Source organism: Pseudomonas sp. DWP3-1-2 (genome assembly GCF_049896285.1).
Classification (GTDB): domain Bacteria; phylum Pseudomonadota; class Gammaproteobacteria; order Pseudomonadales; family Pseudomonadaceae; genus Aquipseudomonas.
This window is the reverse complement of sequence record NZ_JAFCTZ010000016.1, coordinates 26341-48603: the sequence shown is the minus strand read 5'-3', so window position 1 is coordinate 48603 and position 22263 is coordinate 26341. Positions and strand designations below refer to the sequence as shown.

Genomic DNA, 22263 nt, shown 5'->3' with positions numbered 1-22263 from the left:
CACGGCGGTCTGTGGGCCGGGGTTGTTGGGTTTGAAGTGTTCGGCGGGGCTGCGAAACGGCACGCTGTGCAACTGGCCTTCGAAACGGTTGAGGAAGAAACCATGGCTGCCCACGCCCAAGGTGTCCGCTACTTTGTTCATGACCCCAAGTCCTGAAGGCTCAGGGCGCACCGACTTGAACAGCGCCGCCAGACTGCCCGGCACTTCGCGGCGCTCCTTGGCCAGTGGCAGGTTGCTCTCGGCGAAGATCTCGACTTCGATCAGCAGGAACTGACGCTCTTCGGCGGGCTTGCGCTCGTACAGCGGGTGCTGGGTCAGCTCAAACCAGCGCCCGGCTTCCATCTGCCGCACACCGCTTTGACCTTGAATACGACGCGCCTGGGACTCACGCTGCTCGATCTGCACCCGGCTCAGCCATTCGCCCCGGTCCTGTTTCTGCCAGCCGTACTGGCCCTGATACTCGTAGCGCTCCAGCGCTTGCGGAGCCGAAGCGGCCTGCAGGGCAGGCATCACCGTTTCCCGCGGCTGGCCGTGGGCCAAGTAATCGACACTGCGCCAGTGCAGCTTGCCGCTGAGCAACTGCGAGCCACTGCTCCACTGGGTAATGCCATCCTGCTTTTCGGTGGCGTTCTGGGTATGAAAACGAATGCTCTGCGGCGCCAGCGCGGGCAGGGTGTCCACCGTATCGGTAAAGACGATGCAGTGCTTGTCAGACGTATGCTCGACGTACCAGAAAATGCCTTCCTGCTCGCACCAGCGTTGCACGAAATTGGCGTCGCTTTCATTGAACTGGGTGACGTAGGAAAGCGGGGCGTATTCACGGCGCAGGTCCAGCCGGTAATTGCCCTTGGCCTGTTCGTACAGTGAAAAAACGGCTTCCAGAATCGTCGGCAGGTTCTTGTCCTGCCAGATGCGGCAGTCGAGGCGGTATTCAAGCAAGCTGAACCATGGCGCGAAGACCAGTTGCCAGTCATGCAGGCCGCCGTCGTTGCCCAGGTAGCGCACGCTCTCGACAAGGCCATGACGCTGCGCGGGAGAACCGTCATCGCAGAGGATGGCCAGGCTGACCGGCTGGCCGATGAGTTTTTCGGGATTGTATTCGGTGTCCTGCACCAGCACATCAAGGGTGTAGCGAGGGACGCGCCCCATGCGCTCGACCCCGTGTACGCGCAGGGCCTGAAGCTGGTTCTCGCCCAGCGGCGTGGTGAGTTGCAGCAGGCGGCCACTCTGGCTGAGTGGGGTGCCGAAGGTCAGGTCCATGGTGTAACTCCTTTACTTGCGCAAGCTGTACGTCCTGCCTTTCAAATTGCCATTTCGTGCGGCGAATTGAAAAAACACAACGTTCAGCGTCGATCCTGTTTGCCGCCCATGGGCGAGTGGCTGCGCTGTTAGTTGCCGATACGGTAAATGAGTTCCCACAGTGGCAGGAAATTCATGATCTTAAGTATCTTCGGCGCAACACGCGCTACGTTGGGTGATGAGGCTACATTTCAACACAGTTCGCAACTAGTTCGTATCGTGCTTCAGGGGCCGTAATCATCGATGTCTGAACCGGTGATTGATAGCCTTGGTTGCTCGCCTGACGGTGTGCTGCATTTCTGAAAATATTGTGGGAGTTGAGCTACAGACACGCCTGGGGGAATTCTGAAAAAGACTTCCTGATTTGGCAAAATCCCCGGACACCAATCGCCGAGCTTTTCGATGATGAAGCAAATGACCTTCGCCGAGCGGCTAGGGGGTCGATGCCGTCGCTTAGTTAGGTGCGTTTAGCGCTGGCGTCGAGCCTGGCTTTCTTAAGGCTGACTTCGGGGAATGCGCCTAGACCCATTTCCCTTCGACGTCCTGCCAGTTGGAAGCGGAGCAGCCACGATTTTCGTCCTGTCGTTTTGACAACGAGGCGCAATCCGTCGCCGTCTTCGTAGGTGCCAGGTTCGGTCAGGTTCTCGACCTGTTTCGGATTCAACTTACCCATGTTCTTCTCCAGTTGACGCCCGTTGGCCCCCACTTGTCCCCCCACCTAATCATCGGATGCAGTCGAATCTGATCGAGCAGCATCGGACAAGGGAATAGCGGAAACCCCCGACCTAGCTAAGCTATCAGGAGATTAAAAAGACAAGGCAGGATTATTTCGGACAATTAAAAAGCCGGCTTGTGGCCGGCTTCTCAAGGACGGGACTGGTTTGTTTTTGGCAAACCGTACTCGCCTTTAACGGTTGCGCTCAGCGAGTGGGCGCTAATAGGGGTGGCTGCGCAGTTTTGCGTGGCCTGGCCTCGGGGCGGGGTGGGCCGGCGGGGCTTTGGGTGGCGTGGAGGATACTGATGTTGATTGCGGTTGCCCAGCGCTGAAACGTATTGTCACTCAATCGTATCCTCGGACCTCACCGAAATACCGGCGCATGGCGTCGCACGTTCAAGGTTGACCACCAGAATACCCAGCCCAGGATGCGTATCTGTTGCTGTTCGAGGTGTGCGGCGGTGAGGAATTCGTCGGGGTATTCGCCGTGGTTGTGGCTGCGCAGGCGCAGGCCGCCGCCGGGCAGGCGGTAGAGGTATTTCACGCGCAGCATGCCGCTGTGCTCCAGCGCGTACATTTCGCCATCAATGACGCGGGTCTGGCCGCGGTCGATGCCGATGAGTGAGCCGTCCTGGACTTTCTCGGCCATGCTGTTGCCGACCATGGCCATGCACATGGCGTTGTCGGGGTGGATGTTCATGCTTTGCAGCACATTCAGTGGCAGACGGATCTTCTTCCCGGTGGTCGGGGTGCCGGGCGTTTCAGATTCGCGCTCCTTCAACATCGGCAACTCCACGTCTCCACGGGGCAGGCTGAGCCCTGAGTGAAGAGGTAACGGTGTGTCGCCCAGACGTTCACTGCCGGTGCCGGGATCATGTGGATGTTTGGGGCCTTCGCCCGTGCGTAGCCAGCGAGCGTTGACGGTCAGTAGTTCAGCCACCTCTTCCATGCGCGCCAGGGGAATGCCGCGCTTGAACCAGTTGTTCACATGTTGAGGCGTGACCTTCCGGTTGGCGGCGAAGTCCGTGGCTGAGAGATGGCACTCCCGCAGGAGGGCGCGTAGTCGTTCACCTGATGTATTCATGACGGTGGAGTTTACGTATGTCGTGAACGCGTTTAAATAAACGAGGTGTTCAAAGCGCGGCGTAAAATGCCGAACGTGTTGTGTGTTGACTACAGCTTTAGCGGGGCGCTGTAGGGATATTCTGTCATTACTGCTGTGTGAGTAAACAATGCGCCGGATGTTTAGCGCGGCGCTAAAGGCGTCAGTGTTCTGTTTAGTGTGTAATGGAAAAGCCTGCGTACTTGCGCAGTTGTTTATATAAAAAATGATTGTTTCCACACGGATGCCAATGTCAGGCATCGGAAAGCCGCGTTTTACTCGGGATTTTAAGGCGGGCGTGGGGTATTCAGCGCAAAGCGGGGAGGGGGCAGCGGGGGATTTAAACGCTGTTTACGGGATGTTTGTCGCCAGACATCCCGTAAACACTGAAACGAGTATCAGCCTTTGAAAGCGTTTACCGATTTCATGATCTCGGTGCGGGCAGCTTCAGCGTCGCCCCAGCCTTCGATTTTTACCCATTTGCCTTTTTCGAGGTCTTTGTAGTTCTCGAAGAAGTGTTTGATTTGCTCGAGCAGCAGTGGGGGCAGATCGGTGTATTCCTTCACGTCGACATACAGCTGGGACAGTTTGTCGTGCGGGACTGCGATAACTTTGGCATCGCCGCCGCCGTCGTCGGTCATGTGCAGGATGCCCACTGGACGAGCGCGGATCACCGAACCCGGGGAAACCGGGTAAGGGGTCACGACCAGCACGTCGAGGGGGTCGCCATCGTCAGCCAGGGTGTTGGGGATGAAACCATAGTTGGCCGGGTAGAACATCGGCGTGGCCATGAAGCGGTCAACGAACAGGCAATCGGTTTCTTTGTCGATTTCGTATTTGATCGGCGCGTGGTTGGCCGGAATTTCGATCGCGACGTAGATGTCGTTCGGCAGGTCTTTACCAGCCGGAATCTTGCTGTAGCTCATTGGGCAGTGCCCCCTTTGATTGACCAGACGGCTTTGGCGGATTAAGCCAAAAAGTGGGCCGGATTATAGGCATATTCTGATGGTGTTGCCACGCGTGGCTTTGGGCCTTTAGGCGTGTAAGTCCTTAGTGCCGGGTCTTGTACGAAGGTTCATTAACCTGCAGCGCCATCAGGCGGGCGAGGGGGTCCTGTCGGTAAAACGCCTTGAGTTGTGCGTACACCTCAGGATAGGCCCTGGCCAGCAAATCCGGCGCGCTGAAGAAGTATTCACTGGTTACGGCGAAAAATTCAGCGGGGTTTTCCGCGGCGTAAGGATCAATGGCGGTTTTGGCGTGGGGGTGGCGATCCAGGTGCTGATTGAGATCGTCGTAGGCGCTTTGCATGATGCGCGCCCAGTCGCTGACCCGCATGTCGCTGTGCAGAGGCGGCAGGCCGTTGGCGTCACCGTTGAGCATGTCGAGTTTGTGCGCGAGCTCATGGATGACCAGGTTATAGGCGTCCCAGTCACCGCTGGACAGCACGCCGGGCAGCGCGAGGATCACCGGGCCTTGCAGCCAGGCTTCACCACTGTGCTCACCCTCCCATTCATGCTCGACGCCGCTTGCGTCGCGATGACGCTGTGGGCTGATGAAGTCATCGGGGTAGATCAGCAGTTCGTGGAAACCCTGATACCAGTTCAGATCGCCCAGGTTGAGCAGCGGCAACTGAGCTTGCGCGGCAATGAACAACCGCTGCTCGTCGCTCAACGTTACGCCCGGCAAAGTCGTGAAGTGCTTGTCCTGCAAAAACAGCACGCAGTTTTCAAGGAGCAGGGCGTCTTGTTCGGCGGTCAGGCCGTCAAGGATCGGCAATTGGTGCCGCACCCGCTGCCAAAGCCCGGGTTCGACCGGGTGTCTGGCCAGCGTGCGCCGGCGACGCCATTGGCTGAACGACCACATGCTTTAGCGGGCTTCGGCTGAGCGTGCCATGCGTCCGCGTATCGCGCCCCAGATCATCGGCAACAGGGACACCAGGATGATCGCCAGCACCAGCGCGGACAGGTTTCTCTTGATGAACGGCACGTTGCCGAAGAAGTAACCCAGCGTCACCAGACTGCCGACCCACAGCACCGAACCCAGTACGCTGAAGCCCAAAAAGCGCGGGTAGTGCATTTTGCCAACGCCGGCAACAAACGGGGCGAAGGTGCGGATGATGGGCAGGAAGCGCGCCAGCGTCACTGTCTTGCCGCCATGGCGTGCGTAGAACTCGTGGGTGCGCTCCAGGTAGTCGCGGCGGAAGATCTTCGAATCCGGATTGCTGAACAGCCGTTCCCCGGCCGTGCGGCCAATGACGTAGTTGGTGCTGTCGCCCAGGATCGCCGCGAGCATCAATAGCCCGCCCAGCAGAACCGGGTCCATGCCGCCACCGGCCGCTACGGCACCGGCAATGAACAGCAGCGAGTCGCCGGGCAGGAAAGGCATCACCACCAGGCCGGTTTCACAGAAAATCACCAGAAACAGGATCGCGTAAACCCAGGTGCCGTAGTTGGTGACCAGCATGTCCAGATAGACATCCAGGTGGAGAATAAGGTCGAGCGGGTTGAAATCCATGTTGGGCTACCTGTGTAGCTGACCCTGAATCGGGCCGCGAGCGGAAGAAACTGCAGAAGGTATTGAGGGCGCGATTATAGAGGGAGAAACCCGTGAAGGGGGGAGGACCGATGGACTGGTTGGGATGTGCGGCGTATTTGTATGACTGGATCTGTCCGTGATGCCGCCGGTGTCTGTAGGCGCCAACGTGTGGCGAGGCGATGATCCCGGGTCATCATCAATATTGCTTCGCGAACAAGGTGGATCGCCACCCCGGTCGCTCCTACAGGCACTGCGGGCGGGGGCTGCACTCAATCCCCGTTAATCGGTAGCACGTAGTTTTTGAACTCCTTGTCTTCGCGAAACCCGATGGATTCGTAGACTTTCTGGGCGACTTCGTTGTTGCTGCTGGTGGAAACCCGCATGCGCACCGCATGGGAGTCCTTGGCCATTTTTTTTGCGCTTCTCATCAGGTGGTCAGCGACCAGTTGGCGGCGGGCGTCTTCCGCGACGTAGATGTCGTTGAGGATCCAGACGCGTTTCAGGGACAGCGACGAGTAGCTGGGGTAAAGCTGGCAGAAGCCCAGCAGCTTGGTGTCATCGTCATCCGGTAAGGCGAGGTAGATGACTGACTCATCACGGCGCAGGCGCTTTTCCAGGAAGGCGCGTGAGGACTCCGGGAAGGGATGCTCGCCGTAGAATTCACGGTATTTGACGAACAAGGGGCAGAGCAGGTCCAGATGTTCCAGCGTGGCTTTGATGATCCGCATGGTGGCCTCAACTTCAACAAGGGCTAATGCCGGGATAACAACGAGCGATTGGACGGAGCTGTCGAGCACGATGGTGCCCAACGCCTTTAGAATGCGCAATCTAATGATTTCAAGTAAAGCAGACGATGAACGGTCGGCACGTATTGGATGCCAGTGGTTAAAAGCGATGCGTTTGGGCAGGCCCAAAATACCAATGGCCTCCGAAGAGGCCATTGGCAGGCAAGCAACCGGGTTTAGAAGAAGCCCAGCGGATTGATGTCGTAGCTCACCAGCAGGTTTTTGGTTTGCTGGTAGTGCTCAAGCGCGATTTTGTGGGTTTCGCGGCCGACGCCGGATTTTTTGTAACCCCCGAACGCGGCATGCGCCGGGTACAGGTGATAGCAGTTGGTCCATACGCGACCGGCCTTGATCGCCCGGCCGACGCGGTAGGCGCGGTTGATGTCGCGCGTCCACAGGCCGGCACCCAGGCCAAACTCGGTATCGTTGGCGATGGCCAGGGCTTCGGCTTCGTCCTTGAAGGTCGTGACGCTGACCACCGGGCCGAAGATTTCTTCCTGGAACACGCGCATCTTGTTGTTGCCTTTGAGCAAGGTCGGCTGGATGTAGTAACCGGTCGCCATGTCGCCTTCCAGTTTTTCCACTTTGCCGCCGGTCAGCAGTTCGGCCCCTTCGCCCTGAGCGATGTCCAGGTACGAAAGAATCTTGTCGAATTGCTGCTGGGACGCCTGGGCACCGACCATGGTTTCGGTGTCCAGCGGGTCGCCACGCTTGATTTTCAGCACCTTCTGCATCACGACTTCCATGAACTGCGGATAGATGGATTCCTGAATCAGCGCACGGGAAGGGCAGGTGCAGACTTCGCCCTGATTGAAGAACGCCAGCACGATGCCTTCGGCCGCTTTGTCGATGAACTCAGGCTCGGCGTTCATGATGTCTTCGAAGAAGATGTTCGGCGACTTGCCGCCCAGTTCCACGGTAGACGGGATGATGTTGTCCGCCGCCAGCTTCATGATGTGCGAACCCACCGGCGTGGAGCCGGTAAACGCGATCTTGGCGATGCGCTTGCTGCTGGCCAACGCTTCGCCCGCTTCACGGCCGTAACCTTGCACAACGTTCAGCACGCCCGGTGGCAGCAGATCACCGATCAGCTCCATGAGCACGGTGATGCCCAGCGGCGTTTGCTCGGCAGGCTTGAGCACGATGCAGTTGCCCGCCGCCAGCGCCGGAGCGAGTTTCCAGGCCGCCATCAGCAACGGGAAGTTCCAGGGAATGATCTGACCGACCACGCCCAGTGGTTCATGGATGTGATACGCGACGGTGTTGCCGTCGATTTCTGCCGCGCTGCCTTCCTGGGCGCGCAGTACACCCGCGAAATAACGGAAGTGATCGACTGCCAGCGGAATGTCCGCGTTCAGGGTTTCCCGGACGGCCTTGCCGTTGTCCCAGGTTTCAGTGATGGCCAGCACTTCGAGGTTTTGCTCGATGCGATCAGCGATTTTCAGCAGTGTCAGGGAGCGGGCCTGCACGGAAGTCGAGCCCCAGGCTTCGAATGCGGCGTGAGCGGCATCCAGGGCTTTTTCGATATCTTCGGCAGTGGAGCGCGGGAATTCGGCAATGGGTTTGCCGGTGACCGGCGACGTGTTGGTGAAATATTGACCTTTGACCGGCGCGACGAATTCGCCGCCGATGTAGTTACCGTAACGCTCCTTGAAGTTGACCAGAGCGCCTTCGGTACCGGGATGTGCGTAACGCATGGTGTTATCTCCTGATTCTTGTTGTTGGGGGAGCTGCGGCAGCTGGGTGTCAACGCGCTGTTGCGCTTGTTTAAGCGTAGAGCAAAGGACGGGCCATCGCGGCCAAAGCCTTGATTCAGAGAGGTCTTGAAGGATGAACGGCAGTACCTGATGCCGGATCGTCCCGGATGTGGCGCAGGAGGGGGTGACATTTTGTGCCAGATTCGATACCCCCGACCAAAGCACTAGGGGCTGAGATTGCAAAGGCTGGCGGCCTGGAGGATGCTGGACGGCACCTCCAGTGGAGAATAATAAAAAGTGCACAGCAATCATCTGGCCCGCCATGCCCAACAAGTCCTGACTGTCGCCAAAGGCAACGCGCAACTACGCGGACCGGGCAGCGACCCGTCTATTGTCCGTTCCTGGCTGCGCTGCCTGGACGACTACCATCTTGACCCTGCTCACGCCAACGCGCCCGTGGTGCTTGGGCATGATCGCGTGCTGGAAAGCCGCGAGCGTCTGCAACAGGTGCTGAGCATCGCCGGTCAGGAAATGAGCAGCCTGCACCAACAGTTGGCGGACGGTCATGCCGTATTGCTGACCGATGCCCGGGGCGTGATCCTCAACTGCGTGACCGCGCCCGCCGAGCGCATGATTTTCGAACGTGCCGGGCTGTGGCTGGGCGCGGACTGGAGCGAAGCCTGCGAAGGCACCAACGGCATCGGCACCTGTCTGGTGGAGCGTCAGCCGCTGACCATTCATCGCGATGAACATTTTCGAGGTCGCCACACGGGGCTGACGTGTTCAGCCAGCCCGGTGTTCGACCCTCAGGGTGATTTGCTCGCTGTTCTGGATGTTTCCTCGGCTCGGGATGACGTCTCCCGGCAGAGCCAGTTTCATACCATGGCGTTGGTCAACCTCTCGGCGAAGCTCATCGAAAGCAGCTATTTCATACGCCATTTCGAGAACCAATGGTTGCTGCGCTTTCATGTGCAATCCCAGTCAGTGGGGCTGTTCAGTGAAGGGTTGCTGGCCTTTGATGGCGAGGGCCGCGTCTGCGCGTCGAACCAGAGCGCCCTGAATCTGCTCGGCCTGGGGCGCGCTCAGTTGCTGGGTCAGCCGGTGGACCTGTTTTTCGACTGCTCACTTGATGAGCTACTGGGACGTGCCAGCGCCGAGGCGCAGACGAGTTGGCCATTGCGCGCCCGTGACGGTCGGGGTTTCTACGCCGCCTTGCGCGGGCAAGCGCCTGTGACGGCCAAAGGTCCGGCAGCCTTGGTGGTCAAACCCGCGACTCGATCAGTTGTACCGAGCGGCATGTGTCTGGGCGATGAAGGGTTGCAGAACGATTTTCGCCGCGCCCTGCGGGTTTTCGAGCGCGACGTACCTTTATTGATCAACGGCGAAACCGGTTCAGGCAAGGAAGCGTTTGCCAAGGCCGTGCATCAGGCCAGTGAACGTACTGGCAAGGCATTCGTCGCGCTGAACTGCGCGGCAATCCCGGAAAGCCTCATCGAAAGCGAACTGTTCGGTTATCGCGGCGGCAGTTTTACCGGGGCGCGCAAGGAAGGCATGCGCGGCAAGCTGCAGCAGGCCGACGGCGGGACCTTGTTCCTCGACGAAATCGGCGACATGCCGCTGGCCTTGCAAACCCGCTTGCTGCGGGTGCTGGAAGACCGTCTGGTGGTGCCGATTGGCGGCGAACCTCAAGCGGTGGATGTACGAATCATCAGCGCGACCCATAGAAATCTGCTGGAGCGTGTGTCCGACGGTAGCTTCCGCGAAGACCTGTATTACCGGCTCAACGGGCTGGAAGTGGCGTTGCCCGCTTTACGCGAACGCAGCGACAAGTCGCAACTGCTGGATTTTCTCCTGGCGCAGGAATCCGGCGGGCAACACCTGACAATAGACGAACAGGCACGCCAGGCGTTGCTGGACTTTCCGTGGCCGGGCAACGTCCGGCAGTTGCGTACGGTGTTGCGCACCCTGGCCGCGTTGTGTGAAGACGAGCGAATCCGCTTTGACGACCTGCCCGCCGCCATCCGTCTCGGGGCCGCGCCCGGGGTTGCGTTGCCGGTGGTGGATCGTCCGCTGGAAGATGCCGAGCGCAGCGCGTTGGTGTCGACACTGGAGTCCCATCGTTGGCACATGACCCACTGCGCCCGGCAGTTGGGCATCAGCCGCAACACGCTGTATCGGAAATTGCGCAAGCACGGGATTGCGAGATAACGCAATCCGTTGGGGCGCAGTAATCCGCTCCCGATAAACACTAAGTGCCATTTCACCGCCCCTGCGCTAACCTGCGCGGATGGTTTAAGAGGTGGTCATGCATATTCACATCCTTGGTATTTGCGGCACTTTCATGGGTTCGCTGGCGGTGCTCGCCAAAGAGTTGGGCCATCGGGTTACTGGCTCCGACGCCAATGTCTATCCGCCGATGAGCACGCAACTGCAGGCTCAAGGCATCGAACTGACTCAAGGTTACGACCCGGAGCAACTCGACCCGGCCCCTGATCTGGTGGTGATCGGCAACGCGCTGTCCCGAGGCAACCCGGCAGTCGAGTACGTATTGAACAAAGGCCTGCCTTACGTTTCCGGTCCGCAATGGTTGGCCGATCACGTCTTGCAAGGCCGCTGGGTGCTGGCCGTGGCCGGCACCCATGGCAAAACCACCACCAGCAGCATGCTGGCCTGGGTGCTGGAGCATGCGGGCATGAGCCCCGGCTTCTTGATTGGCGGCGTGCCGCAGAACTTTGCCGTGTCGGCCCGTTTGGGGGGCACACCGTTTTTTGTGGTGGAAGCCGACGAGTACGACAGCGCGTTCTTCGACAAGCGCTCCAAGTTCGTGCACTACCGCCCGCGTACCGCGATCCTCAATAACCTTGAGTTTGATCACGCTGACATCTTCCCCGATTTGCCCGCAATCGAGCGGCAATTCCATCACTTGGTGCGCACCATCCCCAGTGAAGGCCTGGTGATTCATCCCACCACGGAACCGGCGTTGACGCGGGTCATCGAGATGGGGTGCTGGACGCCGGTGCAGACCACCGGTCAAAACGGGCAATGGCAGGCGCGCTTGCTCAGCGAAGACGGTTCGCGCTTCGAAGTGATTTTCGAAGGTCAGGTTCAGGGCGAGGTGGATTGGGACATGACCGGCCAACACAACGTGGCCAATGCCCTGGCAACCCTGGCCGCTGCGCGTCACGTGGGCGTCGTGCCCGGCCTGGGCGTTGAAGCGTTGAGTGCGTTCAAGAGCGTCAAGCGGCGCATGGAAAAAGTCGCTGAGGTGCGCGGCATCACGATTTATGACGACTTCGCTCACCATCCGACGGCCATTGCCACCACCCTCGACGGCCTGCGCAAGAAGGTTGGCGACGCGCCAGTGATTGCGATCATCGAGCCGCGCTCCAATTCCATGAAACTTGGCGCCCATCGCGACGGTCTGCCGCAAAGCGTGCAGCAGGCCGATCAAGTGGTCTGGTACGCCCCGGCGAACCTGGGCTGGGATCTGGCCGCCACCGCTGCACTGTGCGCAGTCCCCGCCGTGGTCTGCGACTCTCTGGAAGGCATCATTGCGCGCGTGAAAAGCCAGGCGCAGCCCGGTACGCACATTGTGATCATGAGCAACGGCGGCTTTGGCGGGCTGCATGGCAAACTGGCCGAGGCCCTGCAATGAGTGGCCCGGAGCGCATCACCGTCGCGATGACCGGTGCTTCGGGCGCGCAGTATGGTTTGCGCTTGCTCGACTGCCTGGTGCGCGAAGATCGGGAGGTGCACTTCCTGATTTCCAAGGCCGCGCAATTGGTCATGGCCACCGAGACCGATGTCTCGCTGCCGCCCAAAGCCTCCATGATGCAGGCGTTCCTCACCGAATACACAGGCGCGGCAGCCGGGCAGATTCGCGTCTATGGCAAGGAAGACTGGATGTCGCCGGTGGCGTCGGGCTCGGGTTCCCCCGCCGCGATGGTCGTGGTGCCATGCTCCACCGGCACCTTGTCAGCGATTGCCACGGGTGCCTGTAATAACCTGATCGAGCGCGCCGCCGATGTGACACTCAAGGAACGTCGGCAACTGATTTTGGTACCGCGTGAGGCGCCGTTTTCCAGCATTCATCTGGAGAACATGCTCAAGCTGTCCAACCTGGGCGCGGTGATTCTGCCGGCATCGCCTGGTTTTTATCATCAGCCGCAAACCATTGATGATCTGGTCGACTTCGTCGTTGCGCGGATTCTCAACCTGCTGAACATCCCTCAGGACATGCTGCCGCGCTGGGGCGAGCATCATTTGAGCGCTGATGAGTAAGTTGCTGCTGATCGTGTTGGCGCTGACCCTGACGGGCTGCGCCACCGCTCGCACGCTCAATGCCGCCAAGCCCGGCGCGCCCGTGGTGTACGCCGGGACGCGGCTGGATTTATATGCCATGCAGGGTGGTTGTTGTGCGATGGACCGTTTCGGTGCAGAAGCGCCGAGCTATCCCGGCCTGGACCTGCCTGGCAGCGCCTTGCTCGACACCTTGTTGCTGCCGTTGTCAGTGTTGACTGCATTGGGCGTCGGGTTTCAGGCGTCGGGCGGGTTGTAACCGCTGGGGGCTACTTGCCCAGCTTCCTCAACTCATCCGACTCCACGATCCGCTCGCCGGGTTGTTCTTCCAGCGCCAGCCGCCACAATGCGCGGGCCAGACTGCAGGCCTCGATGGCGCCGTATTTGCCAGGGATCAGCTTGGCCAACGGGGCGGCCAGTTGTTCGGCCAGGCGTGTTTCACTGCGGTTGCCCACCAGCAGAGAAGGGCGGGCGATGGTCAGTTGCGGCCAGTTCTGGGCCTTGAGTGCCTGCTCCATTTCACCCTTGATGCGGATGTAGAACACGCTTGAAGCCGGGTCTGCGTTGATGGCGCTGATCACCAACAGGTGCCGCGCGCCCAGTTCCCGGGCACGTTTGGCGAAAGTCACGACCAGATCCAGATCAATGGCCCGAAAAGCATCCTGTGACCCGGCCTGTTTGATCGTGCTGCCCAGGCAGCAGAAGGCGATATCGATCTGGCCGCCCAGCGTCGGCAGCAGGGTGCTCAATTCACCGACGGGGTTTTCCAGCCGGGGGTGCTTGGCCAGCGGCCGTCGGGTCGGGGCCAGCACGCGGGTGACCGTGGGTTCATTGAGCAGGCGATCGAGCAAGTGTTCGCCGGTCAGGCCGGTGGCACCGGCGATCAGGATGTGTTGCGGCGTCAAGTACATAGCATTCTCCCTTGATAGACAACAGCTTAGTGGCTGCCAACGGTCTTCGCTTCCTTGCGAGTCATAACCGTGTTGAGTGCACGTTCCGCCTGACGTTTGCGCAGGAGATTCCAATGCGCAATCACGCCCTTGGGCGCCCATATCTGCGGTTCCGAAGCGTCGAAATTGTCGGCGATTTCCCGCTCGGCGACCGTCATTTTGGCAGCGACGAAGGCTTGCTGCAGATCGTCGGTTTCAACCAGCGCTTTGGCGAACAGCGCATCGCCAAAGTACGTGAAATCGGCCTCTTCCGAGCAACCGAAAGACACTCTGTCTTCACGGGACGCGGTGATGACCAGGGTGCGGTCATCCTTGAGCGAGGGAATGAAACCACCCGAATAGCACGCTGAAATCACCACGATTTTGTCGCGATTTTTCAGGGGGGCCATGACCGCTGCCAACTCGTCGGCGGGCAGGTCCGCCAGTTCGAGGCGCGGCTGATCCAGCACCAGTTCGTGGTCCTGCGTGCCGTGGCTGGTCAGGTAGATAAACACCAGGTCTTCCGGTCCGCTGCGTTGCGCGAGCGTACGTATGGCGCGGCTGATGTTTTCCCGGGTCGCCAATGGCCGGTCAGTCATGTGGTCACGATGGTTGACCAGGCTGATCTGTCCGTAAGCGCCAAATCGCGAAGCCAGCAGATCGCTGACAAAGTCGGCTTCACGCAGGAAAACGCTCTGTTTGCCGTCGCCGCCGACCACCAGGGTGAACAGTTCCACGGCGGGCGTTGACGCGGGCACGGCGGCCAGCGCTTTTTCCAGTAGCGGCCCTTGAGCGAGCATGCCGACTTCAAGGGCGTCGGGCAGCAGCTTGCCTTGAGCGTCCCGCACACGTTGGCTGTTAACCCAATAACCGCTTTCTACGATGCCTTGTGCTGACGTCAGTACGCCCTGGCCTTGATAAGCGTCATCGGCAAACTCGCCCACGTAGGTACTGCCATCAATCAGGCGCAGACGCCCCTGCCCGGAGTAGCGCCAGTTGCTGAACTCGCCTTCATAATGGCTGCCGTCTGTGCCGATCAACTCGCCTTTGCCGTTGAGCGCGCCGTCCTTGAACTGGCCCACCCACACGTCGCCATCGCTGTTTTCATAGCGACCGTGACCGTCGAGTTGGTTGTTGACGAAGCCGCCGACGTATTGATCGCCATCGGCGCTGTTGAAACTGCCAATGCCTTGCAACTGACCGCTGACGAAGTTGCCGCTGAATTGATTGCCGCTGGCGTCACTGCGCTGGCCTTCGCCGTCAGGCTTGCCCCGGGAGAACTGGCCCTGATACTGGCTGCCATCGGCGAGCTCCAGACGGCCAAGCCCGTCGTACAGATCGGCCTTGAACGCGCCGCGATAGGTGAGGTTTTTTTCTTTGAGGGTGCCTTCGCCTTCGCGCCTGCCCAGCTTGAAGCCGCCGACATAGCTGCCGCCGCTGGTGGTCAGCGTACCTTGCCCGTCGAACAGCCCATTGGCGAACCCGCCTTTGTACACGTCGCCATTGCTCGCGTGCCATTCACCCTGGCCATGCCACTGACCGTCCTTGAACTGCCCGGCGTACCAACTGCTGTTGGGATAATCGATTCGCCCCTGGCCTTGCAGCAGGCCGTTGACGACATCGCCCCGATAACGCCCGCCATCGGGCAGACGTGCATCCGGAGGGGACAGCGGCTCACCGTCACCGCAGGCCGCGATTAAAAGTGACAGAGCCAATGGAGCAAGCGCGCGCATGGTAGATCCCGAAAAAAATGATGCCTGGCGTGTTTCGAGCGCGCCCTTACAGGCACCGTCGCACAGTCGATGGGAGTATGCCGCAGCAGCGAAGAGAGACGAAACAGTCTGTAACGACTGTTTCATCTTTTAACAGTGTTACACGAAGCACATCGACAGCGGTTCAGCAATGAAAGCGGGCTTCTCCTGACCGTCGATCTCCAGTGTGGCCGTGGCTTTGAGCAGCCATTGCCCCGGTTTTTTCTCGGTCACTTCAGTCAGATCAACTTTTAGACGAACGCGCGAGTTGACTTTCACCGGCTGGATGAAGCGCACGCTGTCCAGGCCGTAATTGACCACCATTTTCAGGCCTTCCGGTAACACCAAAAGGTTTTCCATCAGTTTGGGAATCAACGACAGGGATAGAAATCCGTGGGCGATGGTCCCGCCAAACGGCGTTTGGGCGGCCTTGACCGGGTCTACGTGAATGAACTGAAAGTCACCCGTGGCTTCGGCGAACAGATTGATGCGCTCTTGATCGATGGTCAGCCATTCGGAATATCCCAGCTCCTTGCCGACATAATTCTTGAGCTCTGCAACAGGTACAACGGGCATAGGCACTCTCCTTGTCTTTAATCGCTTTCTTTTTGTGTTACTGCTTTTTCTTCTTTTTGCGTAGGATTTTGCCTTCGCAGGTGAAATCCAAGATCAGCAGACGTATGGCGATTGGTCAAGGAAGGCTTAGCCCGGTGCCGCGTTGCGAATGCCTACCCATAGCCACGCCTGTTGTGGTGCTTATAATGTGGCCGCCCATTTGCCGGAGCTTTTTATGTTGTTACGGGGTTTGACCTGGCTGGTGCTGTTCCAACTACTGGGTACAGCACTCAATCATCTGTTTTTTTCGATCCTGCCCGGGCCGATTATTGGGCTGGTGCTGCTACTGGCCTACCTGATGGTGCGCGGAGAGGTTGGCGAGCCGCTGAGTCTGGCGGCCGGCAGCCTGCTGCGCTACCTGCCGTTACTGCTGGTGCCTCCCGCCGTGGGGGTCATGGTCTATGCGGGCGCCATCGCCGAAGACTTCTGGGCCATCGTCGGTTCGCTGGTGCTGTCGCTGGTGATTTCCCTGGTCTTCGCTGGATGGCTGATGCAAAAGCTCATCAAGCGTCAAGCCCACCCTCAGGAGCGGCCATGAGTCTAGACTGGTACGGCGCCGGGATGTCGGTGATTCATCATCCGTTATTTGGCATTGCCATTACCCTTGGCGCTTATCAGCTTGCGCTGGCCGGTTACGAGAAAACCCGCTGGGTGTTTCTGCAGCCGGTGCTGGTGTCGATGCTGGTGGTCATAGGTGTATTGCTCGGCTGCGGCCTGAGCTACGCCGAGTACCGCAAAAGCACGGAAATTCTCAGCATTCTTCTCGGGCCCGCCACGGTCGCGCTGGCGGTACCGCTGTTTCTGAATTTACGCAGAATTCGACAGTTGTTGTGGCCGACGTTAACTACGCTGGTAGTGGGCGGCGTCTTCGCCACCGGGCTGTGCGTGTTACTGGGCTGGCTGTTTGGCGCCGATCACATGATTCTGATGACCATGGCGCCCAAGTCGGTGACGTCGCCTATTGCCATGCTGGTTGCCGAGCAGATTGGCGGCGTGGCGGCGCTGGCGGCGGTGTTCGTCTTGATTACCGGAGTGATTGGCGCAATATTCGGTCCAGCCTTGCTGAACCTGATTCGCGTGGACCACCCAGCGGCCCGAGGCATGGCGCTGGGATTGACCGCTCATGCGGTGGGTACGTCAACAGCGTTGCAGGAAGGCGAGGAGTGTGGTGCTTTCGCTGCATTGGCCATGAGCTTGATGGGTGTCGCCACGGCGCTGTTTTTGCCGCTGGCCGTGTCTTTGGTCGTTTAAAGGTGCCTTGTATGACGTTACCGCTTTTTCCACTCAATGCTGTGCTGTTTCCGGGGTGTTTGCTCGATCTGCAATTGTTCGAGGCGCGTTATCTGGACATGATCAGCCGCTGCATGAAACAGGGCGAAAGCTTTGGCGTGGTGTGCATCACCGAAGGTAAAGAGGTCGGCGATGCGCCAGCGGGCTATTCGCTGATCGGCTGCGAGGCCGTGGTGCGGGATTTCCAGCAGCAGGACAATGGCCTGCTGGGCATTCGCGTGGAAGGTGGGCGGCGTTTCCGCGTGCTCAGCACCGAAGCCCAGCGTGATCAATTGCTGATCGCCCAGGTGCAGTGGCTGGATGAGCCTCAGGAGCGGCCGCTGCAGGAGGAGGACGCGGACCTGGTTGCCTTGCTCGCCGCGCTGGCCGAGCATCCCATGGTGGCGGCGCTGAACATGGGCCTGACCGCCACTGGTCAACAATCACTGGCCAACCAGCTGGCGTATCTGCTGCCCTTTACGGAGGAAGACAAAATCGAGCTGCTGGAGATCGATGACGCTGAAGAGCGCCTCGATGCGATCCAGAATTTGCTCGATGAAATGCAAGGTGATCTGCAGGCCTGAGCGGGCCTGCAACCGTCAGTATTGATAGCGCAGGACTGCATGGGGCAGTGAGTGCAGGGCGAAAGCGCTGAAAAGCGCAATCAGCGCCGGCAACACCAGCCACCACACGCGCACCGGCAAGGCATTGAGCTTGGTTTCACGTTGAACGAACGCCAGGCTCGCAGCACACACACAGAACGCCAACATCATCCCGGCCAATACGTCCGTTGGCCAGTGCACGCCCAGATAAACCCGGGACATGGCAATCGCCAGCGCCGGAATACCGCCCAGCAGCAGCCACGTCAGGCGCAGTCGTACGGGCTGCCCACGACCGGCCAGCACGGCCAGGGTCATGAACAAACCAAACGCGGCTGAACTGTGCCCGCTGGGCATGCTGTAGGTGGTGAGGGGTTCGAGCAGCACTTCCGGACGGGCCCGGGCGAAGACGTATTTCATGCTGCCGTTGACGATGGCGCAACCCAGCGTCGTGGCGCACGCAAAGAGTGCATGGCGCCATTGACGGGTGATCAGCAGCAGAACCAGCAACAAGGCAGCAGCAAAAAACTGGGTCCTGAAATCCCCTAGCCCGGTCACGACGATCACAAACTTGTCGGCCAGGGCGCTGCGATGTTCCTGGACCAAGGCCATGATCCCGTTGTCAAACTGGGTCAGGTACGGCCAGCCCAGAAACAGCCCGCCCAGCATGATCCCGCTCACCAGTGCGATGACCTTGGTGGCGTAGCGCTTGCCCCGCAGACTGCTTTGCATCGCCACGGCCAATAGCACAGCCATCCCGCCACCGACCACCGCAGCCTGCGGCCAGAAACCTTCCGGCAAGGGCAGGCGAACCGCTGCGCCAGCAGCCCATCCCGGCAACAGATACACAATCGACCATCCCGCCGCACCCAGGACGCTGACCGCCGCGAAGCGCGGGAAGGGCATGTCGAACATGCCCGCCACCATCGGCAACATGGGTCTCAGCGGACCGATGAAGCGACCGACCAGCAGGCTGGCAATGCCGTAGCGCTGGAAATAGATTTCAGCACCGCCGATCCACTCCGGGTGATGACGCAGACCCGGCAGGCGGCGAATGTTCTGGTGAAAATGGCGACCCAGGAAATAAGAAACCGCGTCGCCCAGCAAGCCACCGGCAAAAGCCAGCAACAGGACTTCACCCAATGGCAGCACGCCGCTACCGGCCAGTGCCGCGACAGCGAACAGCAGTACCGTGCCCGGCACGATGATCCCGGCAATGGCCAGGCACTCGACAAATGCCACCACGAAAATGGCCACGCTCAGCCATGAAGGGTTTGCCGCCAGCCAGCCGGTGATGCTATCGAGCCATGGCCCCATGGGTCAGTTTCCTTGATCGATTAAAAAGTAGTCGCGGCCTTCGACCTGACCGCGTCGCAACGGGTTCCGCGTGCAAAAGCGCGTGTATTGGGCGTCGACGAAGCGATACATGAGGTGTTCATCACGGCCTTTCGGAATGCCCAGGCGCGTGGTCTGAATGATCTGGCTCGGGTTTTGCGCCACGTCTTCAACCATCAGCCGCTCCGGGTCGAAGCGCTTGGCATCCCACATCGGCACCTTCAGGCCCAAGGCTTTGCACAGCAGGGTCTGGCCCGCACAGAGACGTTCAGGTGTTCGGACGGCGCCGCTGGCGTCAGGGTTGTTCAGTTGCATCAACGCGAGGCTGTTGGCATCCGAGAGCTCGTCCACCCAAGGGAAGGCGGATTTGATGAGGACCGCGTTGCCGGGGCCTTCGGCGCTGAAGTTCAGCGAATCGCCGCCCCTGGCGTAGTACATATAGATGTGGCCGCCTTCGAGAAACAACGCCTTGCGCTTCTCGGTGTAGCCCAGCGAAGCGTGACTGCCCTTCTCGGCGCAGTAATACGCCTCGGTTTCGATAATCCGCGCCGCCAGCCAAAGCTCACCCACCTTGTGCCGAATGACCTTGCCCAACAGGGCGCGGGCCAGCACTTGAGCGTCGCGGTGGAAGAAGCTATCGGGCAGGGCAGCAGGCATGGATTCACAGGGAGTGGCGACAATTGGGCGGTGATGATACCAATCCCAATCTTAATTGGAGCTGAATTGTGCGGGGTTAAGTAACCTCCGGCCCGCTCGCTCCATCGAGCCGTATTGCGCTTTTTTGCAATGTTCTTGACCATCCGCCCGTCACCGCTGTCGTTAGTGTCGCTTGACCGCTATAATCGGCCGCTTTCCTATGCCAAGACTTCTGAAGACCATGACTGAGTCTGTTCTTGACTACATGACCCGCCTGGGTCAAGCCGCCCGCGAAGCTTCGCGAGTGATCGGCCGTGCCAGCACTGCGCAGAAAAACCGTGCGCTGTTGGCCACCGCTGCCGCTCTGGATGAGGCGCGCGTTCAGTTGTCTGCTGCCAATGACATGGACCTGGCCGCCGGTCGCGCCAATGGCCTTGAGCCGGCCATGCTGGAGCGTCTGGCCCTGACCCCCGCACGAATCGACAGCATGATCGTCGGGTTGCGTCAGGTGGCCAATCTCTCGGACCCGGTAGGCGCCATCCGTGACATGAGCTTTCGTCCGTCCGGTATTCAGGTGGGCAAGATGCGTGTGCCGCTGGGCGTGGTCGGGATTATCTATGAGTCGCGGCCCAACGTGACCATCGATGCTGCGAGCCTATGCCTGAAGTCCGGCAACGCGACCATCCTGCGCGGTGGCTCCGAGGCGATTCATTCGAACAAGGCCATTGCCGCGTGCATCCAGCGCGGCCTTGCCGAGGCCGGTCTGCCGGCGGCTGTGGTTCAGGTGGTGGAAACCACGGACCGCGCCGCAGTGGGTGCGTTGATTACCATGCCCGAGTTCGTGGACGTTATTGTTCCGCGGGGCGGCAAAGGCTTGATCGAACGCGTCAGTCGTGATGCCCGCGTACCGGTCATCAAGCACCTGGACGGCATCTGCCACGTTTATGTCAGTGCCCACGCGGATCTGCCCAAGGCGCAGCGCATAGCGTTCAACGCCAAGACTTATCGTTACGGGATATGTGGCGCCATGGAAACCCTGCTGGTGGATCAGACCATCGCCGCGGAGTTCCTGCCGCAAATGGCGGCGCAGTTCCGCGAAAAAGGCGTTGAGCTGCGCGGTTGCGAACGTACCCGCGAGCTGATCGAGGCGAACCCTGCGACCGAAGAAGACTGGCAAACCGAGTACCTGGCGGCGATTCTGTCGATTCGCATCGTGGCCGGGCTTGATCAGGCCATCGAACACATCAATCATTATGGCTCCCATCACAGCGATGCCATCGTCTCCGATCATCAGGGGCAGGTGCGGCGTTTCATGGCGGAAGTCGACTCCAGTTCGGTCATGGTCAACGCGCCCACCAGCTTCGCTGACGGCTTCGAATATGGATTGGGTGCCGAGATCGGCATTTCTACTGATAAGCTGCACGCCCGCGGTCCGGTGGGCCTCGAAGGTCTGACCTGCGAGAAGTACATCGTGATCGGTGATGGCCAGTTGCGTGGACAGGAGCCAGCCTGACTTGAGCGAGCCTGAAAGGCACGCCGCTGCGCTCATGCCTAAACGTATCGGCATTCTGGGGGGCACGTTTGACCCTGTGCACATCGGTCATTTGCGCGGCGCGCTGGAAGTCGCCGCGTTGCTTGAACTGCATGAGTTGCGCCTGACGCCCAGCGCCCGGCCACCTCATCGCGACACGCCAAGTGTTTCTGCCCAGGACCGTCTGGCGATGGTCAAGTGCGCGGTTGCCGGAGTGCCGCCATTGACGGTGGATGACCGCGAGCTGAAGCGGGACAAGCCGTCGTACACCATAGACACGCTGGAATCGATGCGGGCCGAGTTGGCCGCGGAGGACCAGTTATTCCTGTTGCTGGGTTGGGACGCCTTTTGTGGGCTACCGAGCTGGCATCGTTGGGATGAACTGTTGGAGCACTGCCATATCGTGGTGCTGCAGCGTCCGGATGCCGACAGCGAATCGCCGGATGCCATGCGCAATCTGCTGGCGGCACGCGCTGTCAGCGATCCCAAGGCCCTTAAAGGGCCGGGCGGACAAATTACTTTCGTCTGGCAGACACCCTTATCCGTGTCTGCCACCCAGATCCGCCAACTGCTGGCCAGCGGGAAGTCGGTGCGTTATCTGGTGCCAGACGCGGTACTGGCCTATATCGAAGCGCACGGGCTGTACCATGCGCCGAAAAACTGAGGAAGCGCCCCACAACTGCTTTTATCGATAAGCGTTCTGGCGTTTCCACACATACGAGCAAATGAGTTTTATATGACCAAGCAAAAAATGAGCAGTGAAGAAGTCGTCAAGGTTGCAATCGCAGCACTGGAAGAAATCAAGGGCATGGATATCCTGACCATCGACGTGCGCGAGAAGACCAGCATCGCCGATTACATGCTGATCTGCACCGGTACCTCCAACCGTCAGTTGAACGCGCTGGTTGATAGCGTGCGTGACAAGGTCAAGGCTGCAGGCCTGAAATCGTTGAGCGAAGAAGGCAAGGGCGACAGCGACTGGGTTCTGCTGGATCTGGGCGACGTCATCGTTCACGTCATGACCGCCGCCGCCCGTCAGTTCTATGACCTTGAGCGGTTGTGGAAGGGCGCTGAGCTGAGCCGTTCGGGCGATGGCAAGCACCACAACCCTGAAAATACCCATGAGCATTTCCTCAAGCTCAACAAAGATCAGCAGTAAGAGGTCG

General features: G+C 59.7%; 22 protein-coding genes and 1 pseudogene. 10 read left to right on the top strand and 13 right to left on the bottom strand.

Features of this window, described 5'->3' with window-relative positions; translation table 11 throughout:
- From ACP7B0_RS22750 to exaC, 8 genes and pseudogenes are all read right to left on the bottom strand, one after another.
- A partial coding sequence (locus ACP7B0_RS22750) for a type VI secretion system Vgr family protein (protein WP_426143970.1) occupies positions 1-1260 on the bottom strand: 1260 nt, incomplete at its 3' end.
- A gap of 499 nt (positions 1261-1759) precedes the next feature.
- Positions 1760-1972 (bottom strand): annotated as a pseudogene (locus tag ACP7B0_RS22745) (Arm DNA-binding domain-containing protein); the annotation flags it as partial.
- Between the two features lie 406 nt (positions 1973-2378).
- Complete coding sequence (locus tag ACP7B0_RS22740; RefSeq protein ID WP_426143969.1) at positions 2379-3098, bottom strand: LexA family transcriptional regulator; 720 nt, start codon at positions 3096-3098, stop codon at positions 2379-2381.
- Between the two features lie 416 nt (positions 3099-3514).
- Entirely contained in the window at positions 3515-4042 is a 528-nt protein-coding gene (gene ppa, locus ACP7B0_RS22735; RefSeq protein ID WP_426143968.1) for an inorganic diphosphatase, read from the bottom strand.
- Between the two features lie 124 nt (positions 4043-4166).
- The gene (locus ACP7B0_RS22730) at positions 4167-4979 is read right to left on the bottom strand and encodes a zinc-dependent peptidase (protein ID WP_426143966.1); all 813 of its coding nucleotides are present in this window, start codon (positions 4977-4979) and stop codon (positions 4167-4169) included.
- Between the two features lie 3 nt (positions 4980-4982).
- On the bottom strand, positions 4983-5630 hold the full coding sequence (locus tag ACP7B0_RS22725) for a DedA family protein (RefSeq protein WP_426143965.1): 648 nt from the start codon (positions 5628-5630) through the stop codon (positions 4983-4985).
- Positions 5631-5920: 290 nt separating this feature from the next.
- Complete coding sequence (locus ACP7B0_RS22720) at positions 5921-6379, bottom strand: GNAT family N-acetyltransferase (protein ID WP_426143964.1); 459 nt, start codon at positions 6377-6379, stop codon at positions 5921-5923.
- 233 nt (positions 6380-6612) lie between these two features.
- Positions 6613-8133, bottom strand: a complete 1521-nt coding sequence (gene exaC, locus ACP7B0_RS22715; RefSeq protein WP_426143963.1) for an acetaldehyde dehydrogenase ExaC — start codon at positions 8131-8133, stop codon at positions 6613-6615.
- A gap of 297 nt (positions 8134-8430) precedes the next feature.
- On the opposite strand from exaC, the gene ACP7B0_RS22710 reads away from it, so the two are divergent.
- The 4 genes from ACP7B0_RS22710 (at position 8431) to ACP7B0_RS22695 (ending at position 12691) form a co-directional block, all read left to right on the top strand.
- Complete coding sequence (locus ACP7B0_RS22710) at positions 8431-10341, top strand: sigma-54-dependent Fis family transcriptional regulator (protein ID WP_426143962.1); 1911 nt, start codon at positions 8431-8433, stop codon at positions 10339-10341.
- A 97-nt stretch (positions 10342-10438) separates the two neighbouring features.
- Complete coding sequence (gene mpl, locus ACP7B0_RS22705) at positions 10439-11788, top strand: UDP-N-acetylmuramate:L-alanyl-gamma-D-glutamyl-meso-diaminopimelate ligase (RefSeq protein ID WP_426143961.1); 1350 nt, start codon at positions 10439-10441, stop codon at positions 11786-11788.
- Positions 11785-12414: a flavin prenyltransferase UbiX gene (gene ubiX / locus ACP7B0_RS22700; RefSeq protein ID WP_426143960.1), complete on the top strand. Its 630-nt coding sequence runs from the start codon at positions 11785-11787 to the stop codon at positions 12412-12414. Before mpl ends, ubiX begins: the two co-directional genes overlap by 4 nt.
- The gene (locus tag ACP7B0_RS22695) at positions 12407-12691 is read left to right on the top strand and encodes a YceK/YidQ family lipoprotein (RefSeq protein ID WP_426143959.1); all 285 of its coding nucleotides are present in this window, start codon (positions 12407-12409) and stop codon (positions 12689-12691) included. Before ubiX ends, ACP7B0_RS22695 begins: the two co-directional genes overlap by 8 nt.
- Positions 12692-12701: 10 nt before the next feature.
- On the opposite strand, the gene ACP7B0_RS22690 is transcribed toward ACP7B0_RS22695, so the two are convergent.
- From ACP7B0_RS22690 to ACP7B0_RS22680, 3 genes are all read right to left on the bottom strand, one after another.
- Entirely contained in the window at positions 12702-13343 is a 642-nt protein-coding gene (locus tag ACP7B0_RS22690) for an oxidoreductase (RefSeq protein WP_426143958.1), read from the bottom strand.
- 26 nt (positions 13344-13369) lie between these two features.
- The gene (locus tag ACP7B0_RS22685) at positions 13370-15094 is read right to left on the bottom strand and encodes a C13 family peptidase (protein ID WP_426143957.1); all 1725 of its coding nucleotides are present in this window, start codon (positions 15092-15094) and stop codon (positions 13370-13372) included.
- 138 nt (positions 15095-15232) lie between these two features.
- Positions 15233-15688 carry a MaoC family dehydratase gene (locus tag ACP7B0_RS22680; protein WP_426143955.1) on the bottom strand — a complete coding sequence of 152 codons (456 nt, stop codon included), beginning with the start codon at positions 15686-15688 and terminating at the stop codon, positions 15233-15235.
- Positions 15689-15902: 214 nt separating this feature from the next.
- On the opposite strand from ACP7B0_RS22680, the gene ACP7B0_RS22675 reads away from it, so the two are divergent.
- From ACP7B0_RS22675 to ACP7B0_RS22665, 3 genes are read left to right on the top strand one after another with little or no spacing between them, the layout of a single operon-like run.
- Positions 15903-16265 (top strand): CidA/LrgA family protein, encoded by a 363-nt coding sequence (locus ACP7B0_RS22675; protein ID WP_426143954.1) that lies wholly within the window; start codon positions 15903-15905, stop codon positions 16263-16265.
- A complete protein-coding gene (locus ACP7B0_RS22670; protein WP_426143953.1) occupies positions 16262-16978 on the top strand; it encodes an LrgB family protein in 717 nt (238 codons plus the stop codon). The genes ACP7B0_RS22675 and ACP7B0_RS22670 overlap by 4 nt, the downstream gene beginning before the upstream one ends.
- Before the next feature lie 11 nt (positions 16979-16989).
- Positions 16990-17580 carry an LON peptidase substrate-binding domain-containing protein gene (locus ACP7B0_RS22665; RefSeq protein ID WP_426143952.1) on the top strand — a complete coding sequence of 197 codons (591 nt, stop codon included), beginning with the start codon at positions 16990-16992 and terminating at the stop codon, positions 17578-17580.
- A 15-nt stretch (positions 17581-17595) separates the two neighbouring features.
- Here the strand turns inward: ACP7B0_RS22665 and ACP7B0_RS22660 are convergent, their stop codons facing one another.
- A complete protein-coding gene (locus tag ACP7B0_RS22660; protein ID WP_426143951.1) occupies positions 17596-18912 on the bottom strand; it encodes a bifunctional DedA family/phosphatase PAP2 family protein in 1317 nt (438 codons plus the stop codon).
- A 3-nt stretch (positions 18913-18915) separates the two neighbouring features.
- Positions 18916-19587 (bottom strand): DNA-3-methyladenine glycosylase, encoded by a 672-nt coding sequence (locus ACP7B0_RS22655; protein WP_426143949.1) that lies wholly within the window; start codon positions 19585-19587, stop codon positions 18916-18918.
- A gap of 220 nt (positions 19588-19807) precedes the next feature.
- On the opposite strand from ACP7B0_RS22655, the gene ACP7B0_RS22650 reads away from it, so the two are divergent.
- From ACP7B0_RS22650 to rsfS, 3 genes are all read left to right on the top strand, one after another.
- A complete protein-coding gene (locus ACP7B0_RS22650; protein WP_426143947.1) occupies positions 19808-21079 on the top strand; it encodes a glutamate-5-semialdehyde dehydrogenase in 1272 nt (423 codons plus the stop codon).
- A 34-nt stretch (positions 21080-21113) separates the two neighbouring features.
- Positions 21114-21761, top strand: a complete 648-nt coding sequence (nadD, locus tag ACP7B0_RS22645; protein ID WP_426143973.1) for a nicotinate-nucleotide adenylyltransferase — start codon at positions 21114-21116, stop codon at positions 21759-21761.
- 72 nt (positions 21762-21833) lie between these two features.
- Positions 21834-22256, top strand: a complete 423-nt coding sequence (gene rsfS, locus ACP7B0_RS22640; protein ID WP_426143946.1) for a ribosome silencing factor — start codon at positions 21834-21836, stop codon at positions 22254-22256.
- The last annotated feature ends 7 nt before the right edge of the window (positions 22257-22263 follow it).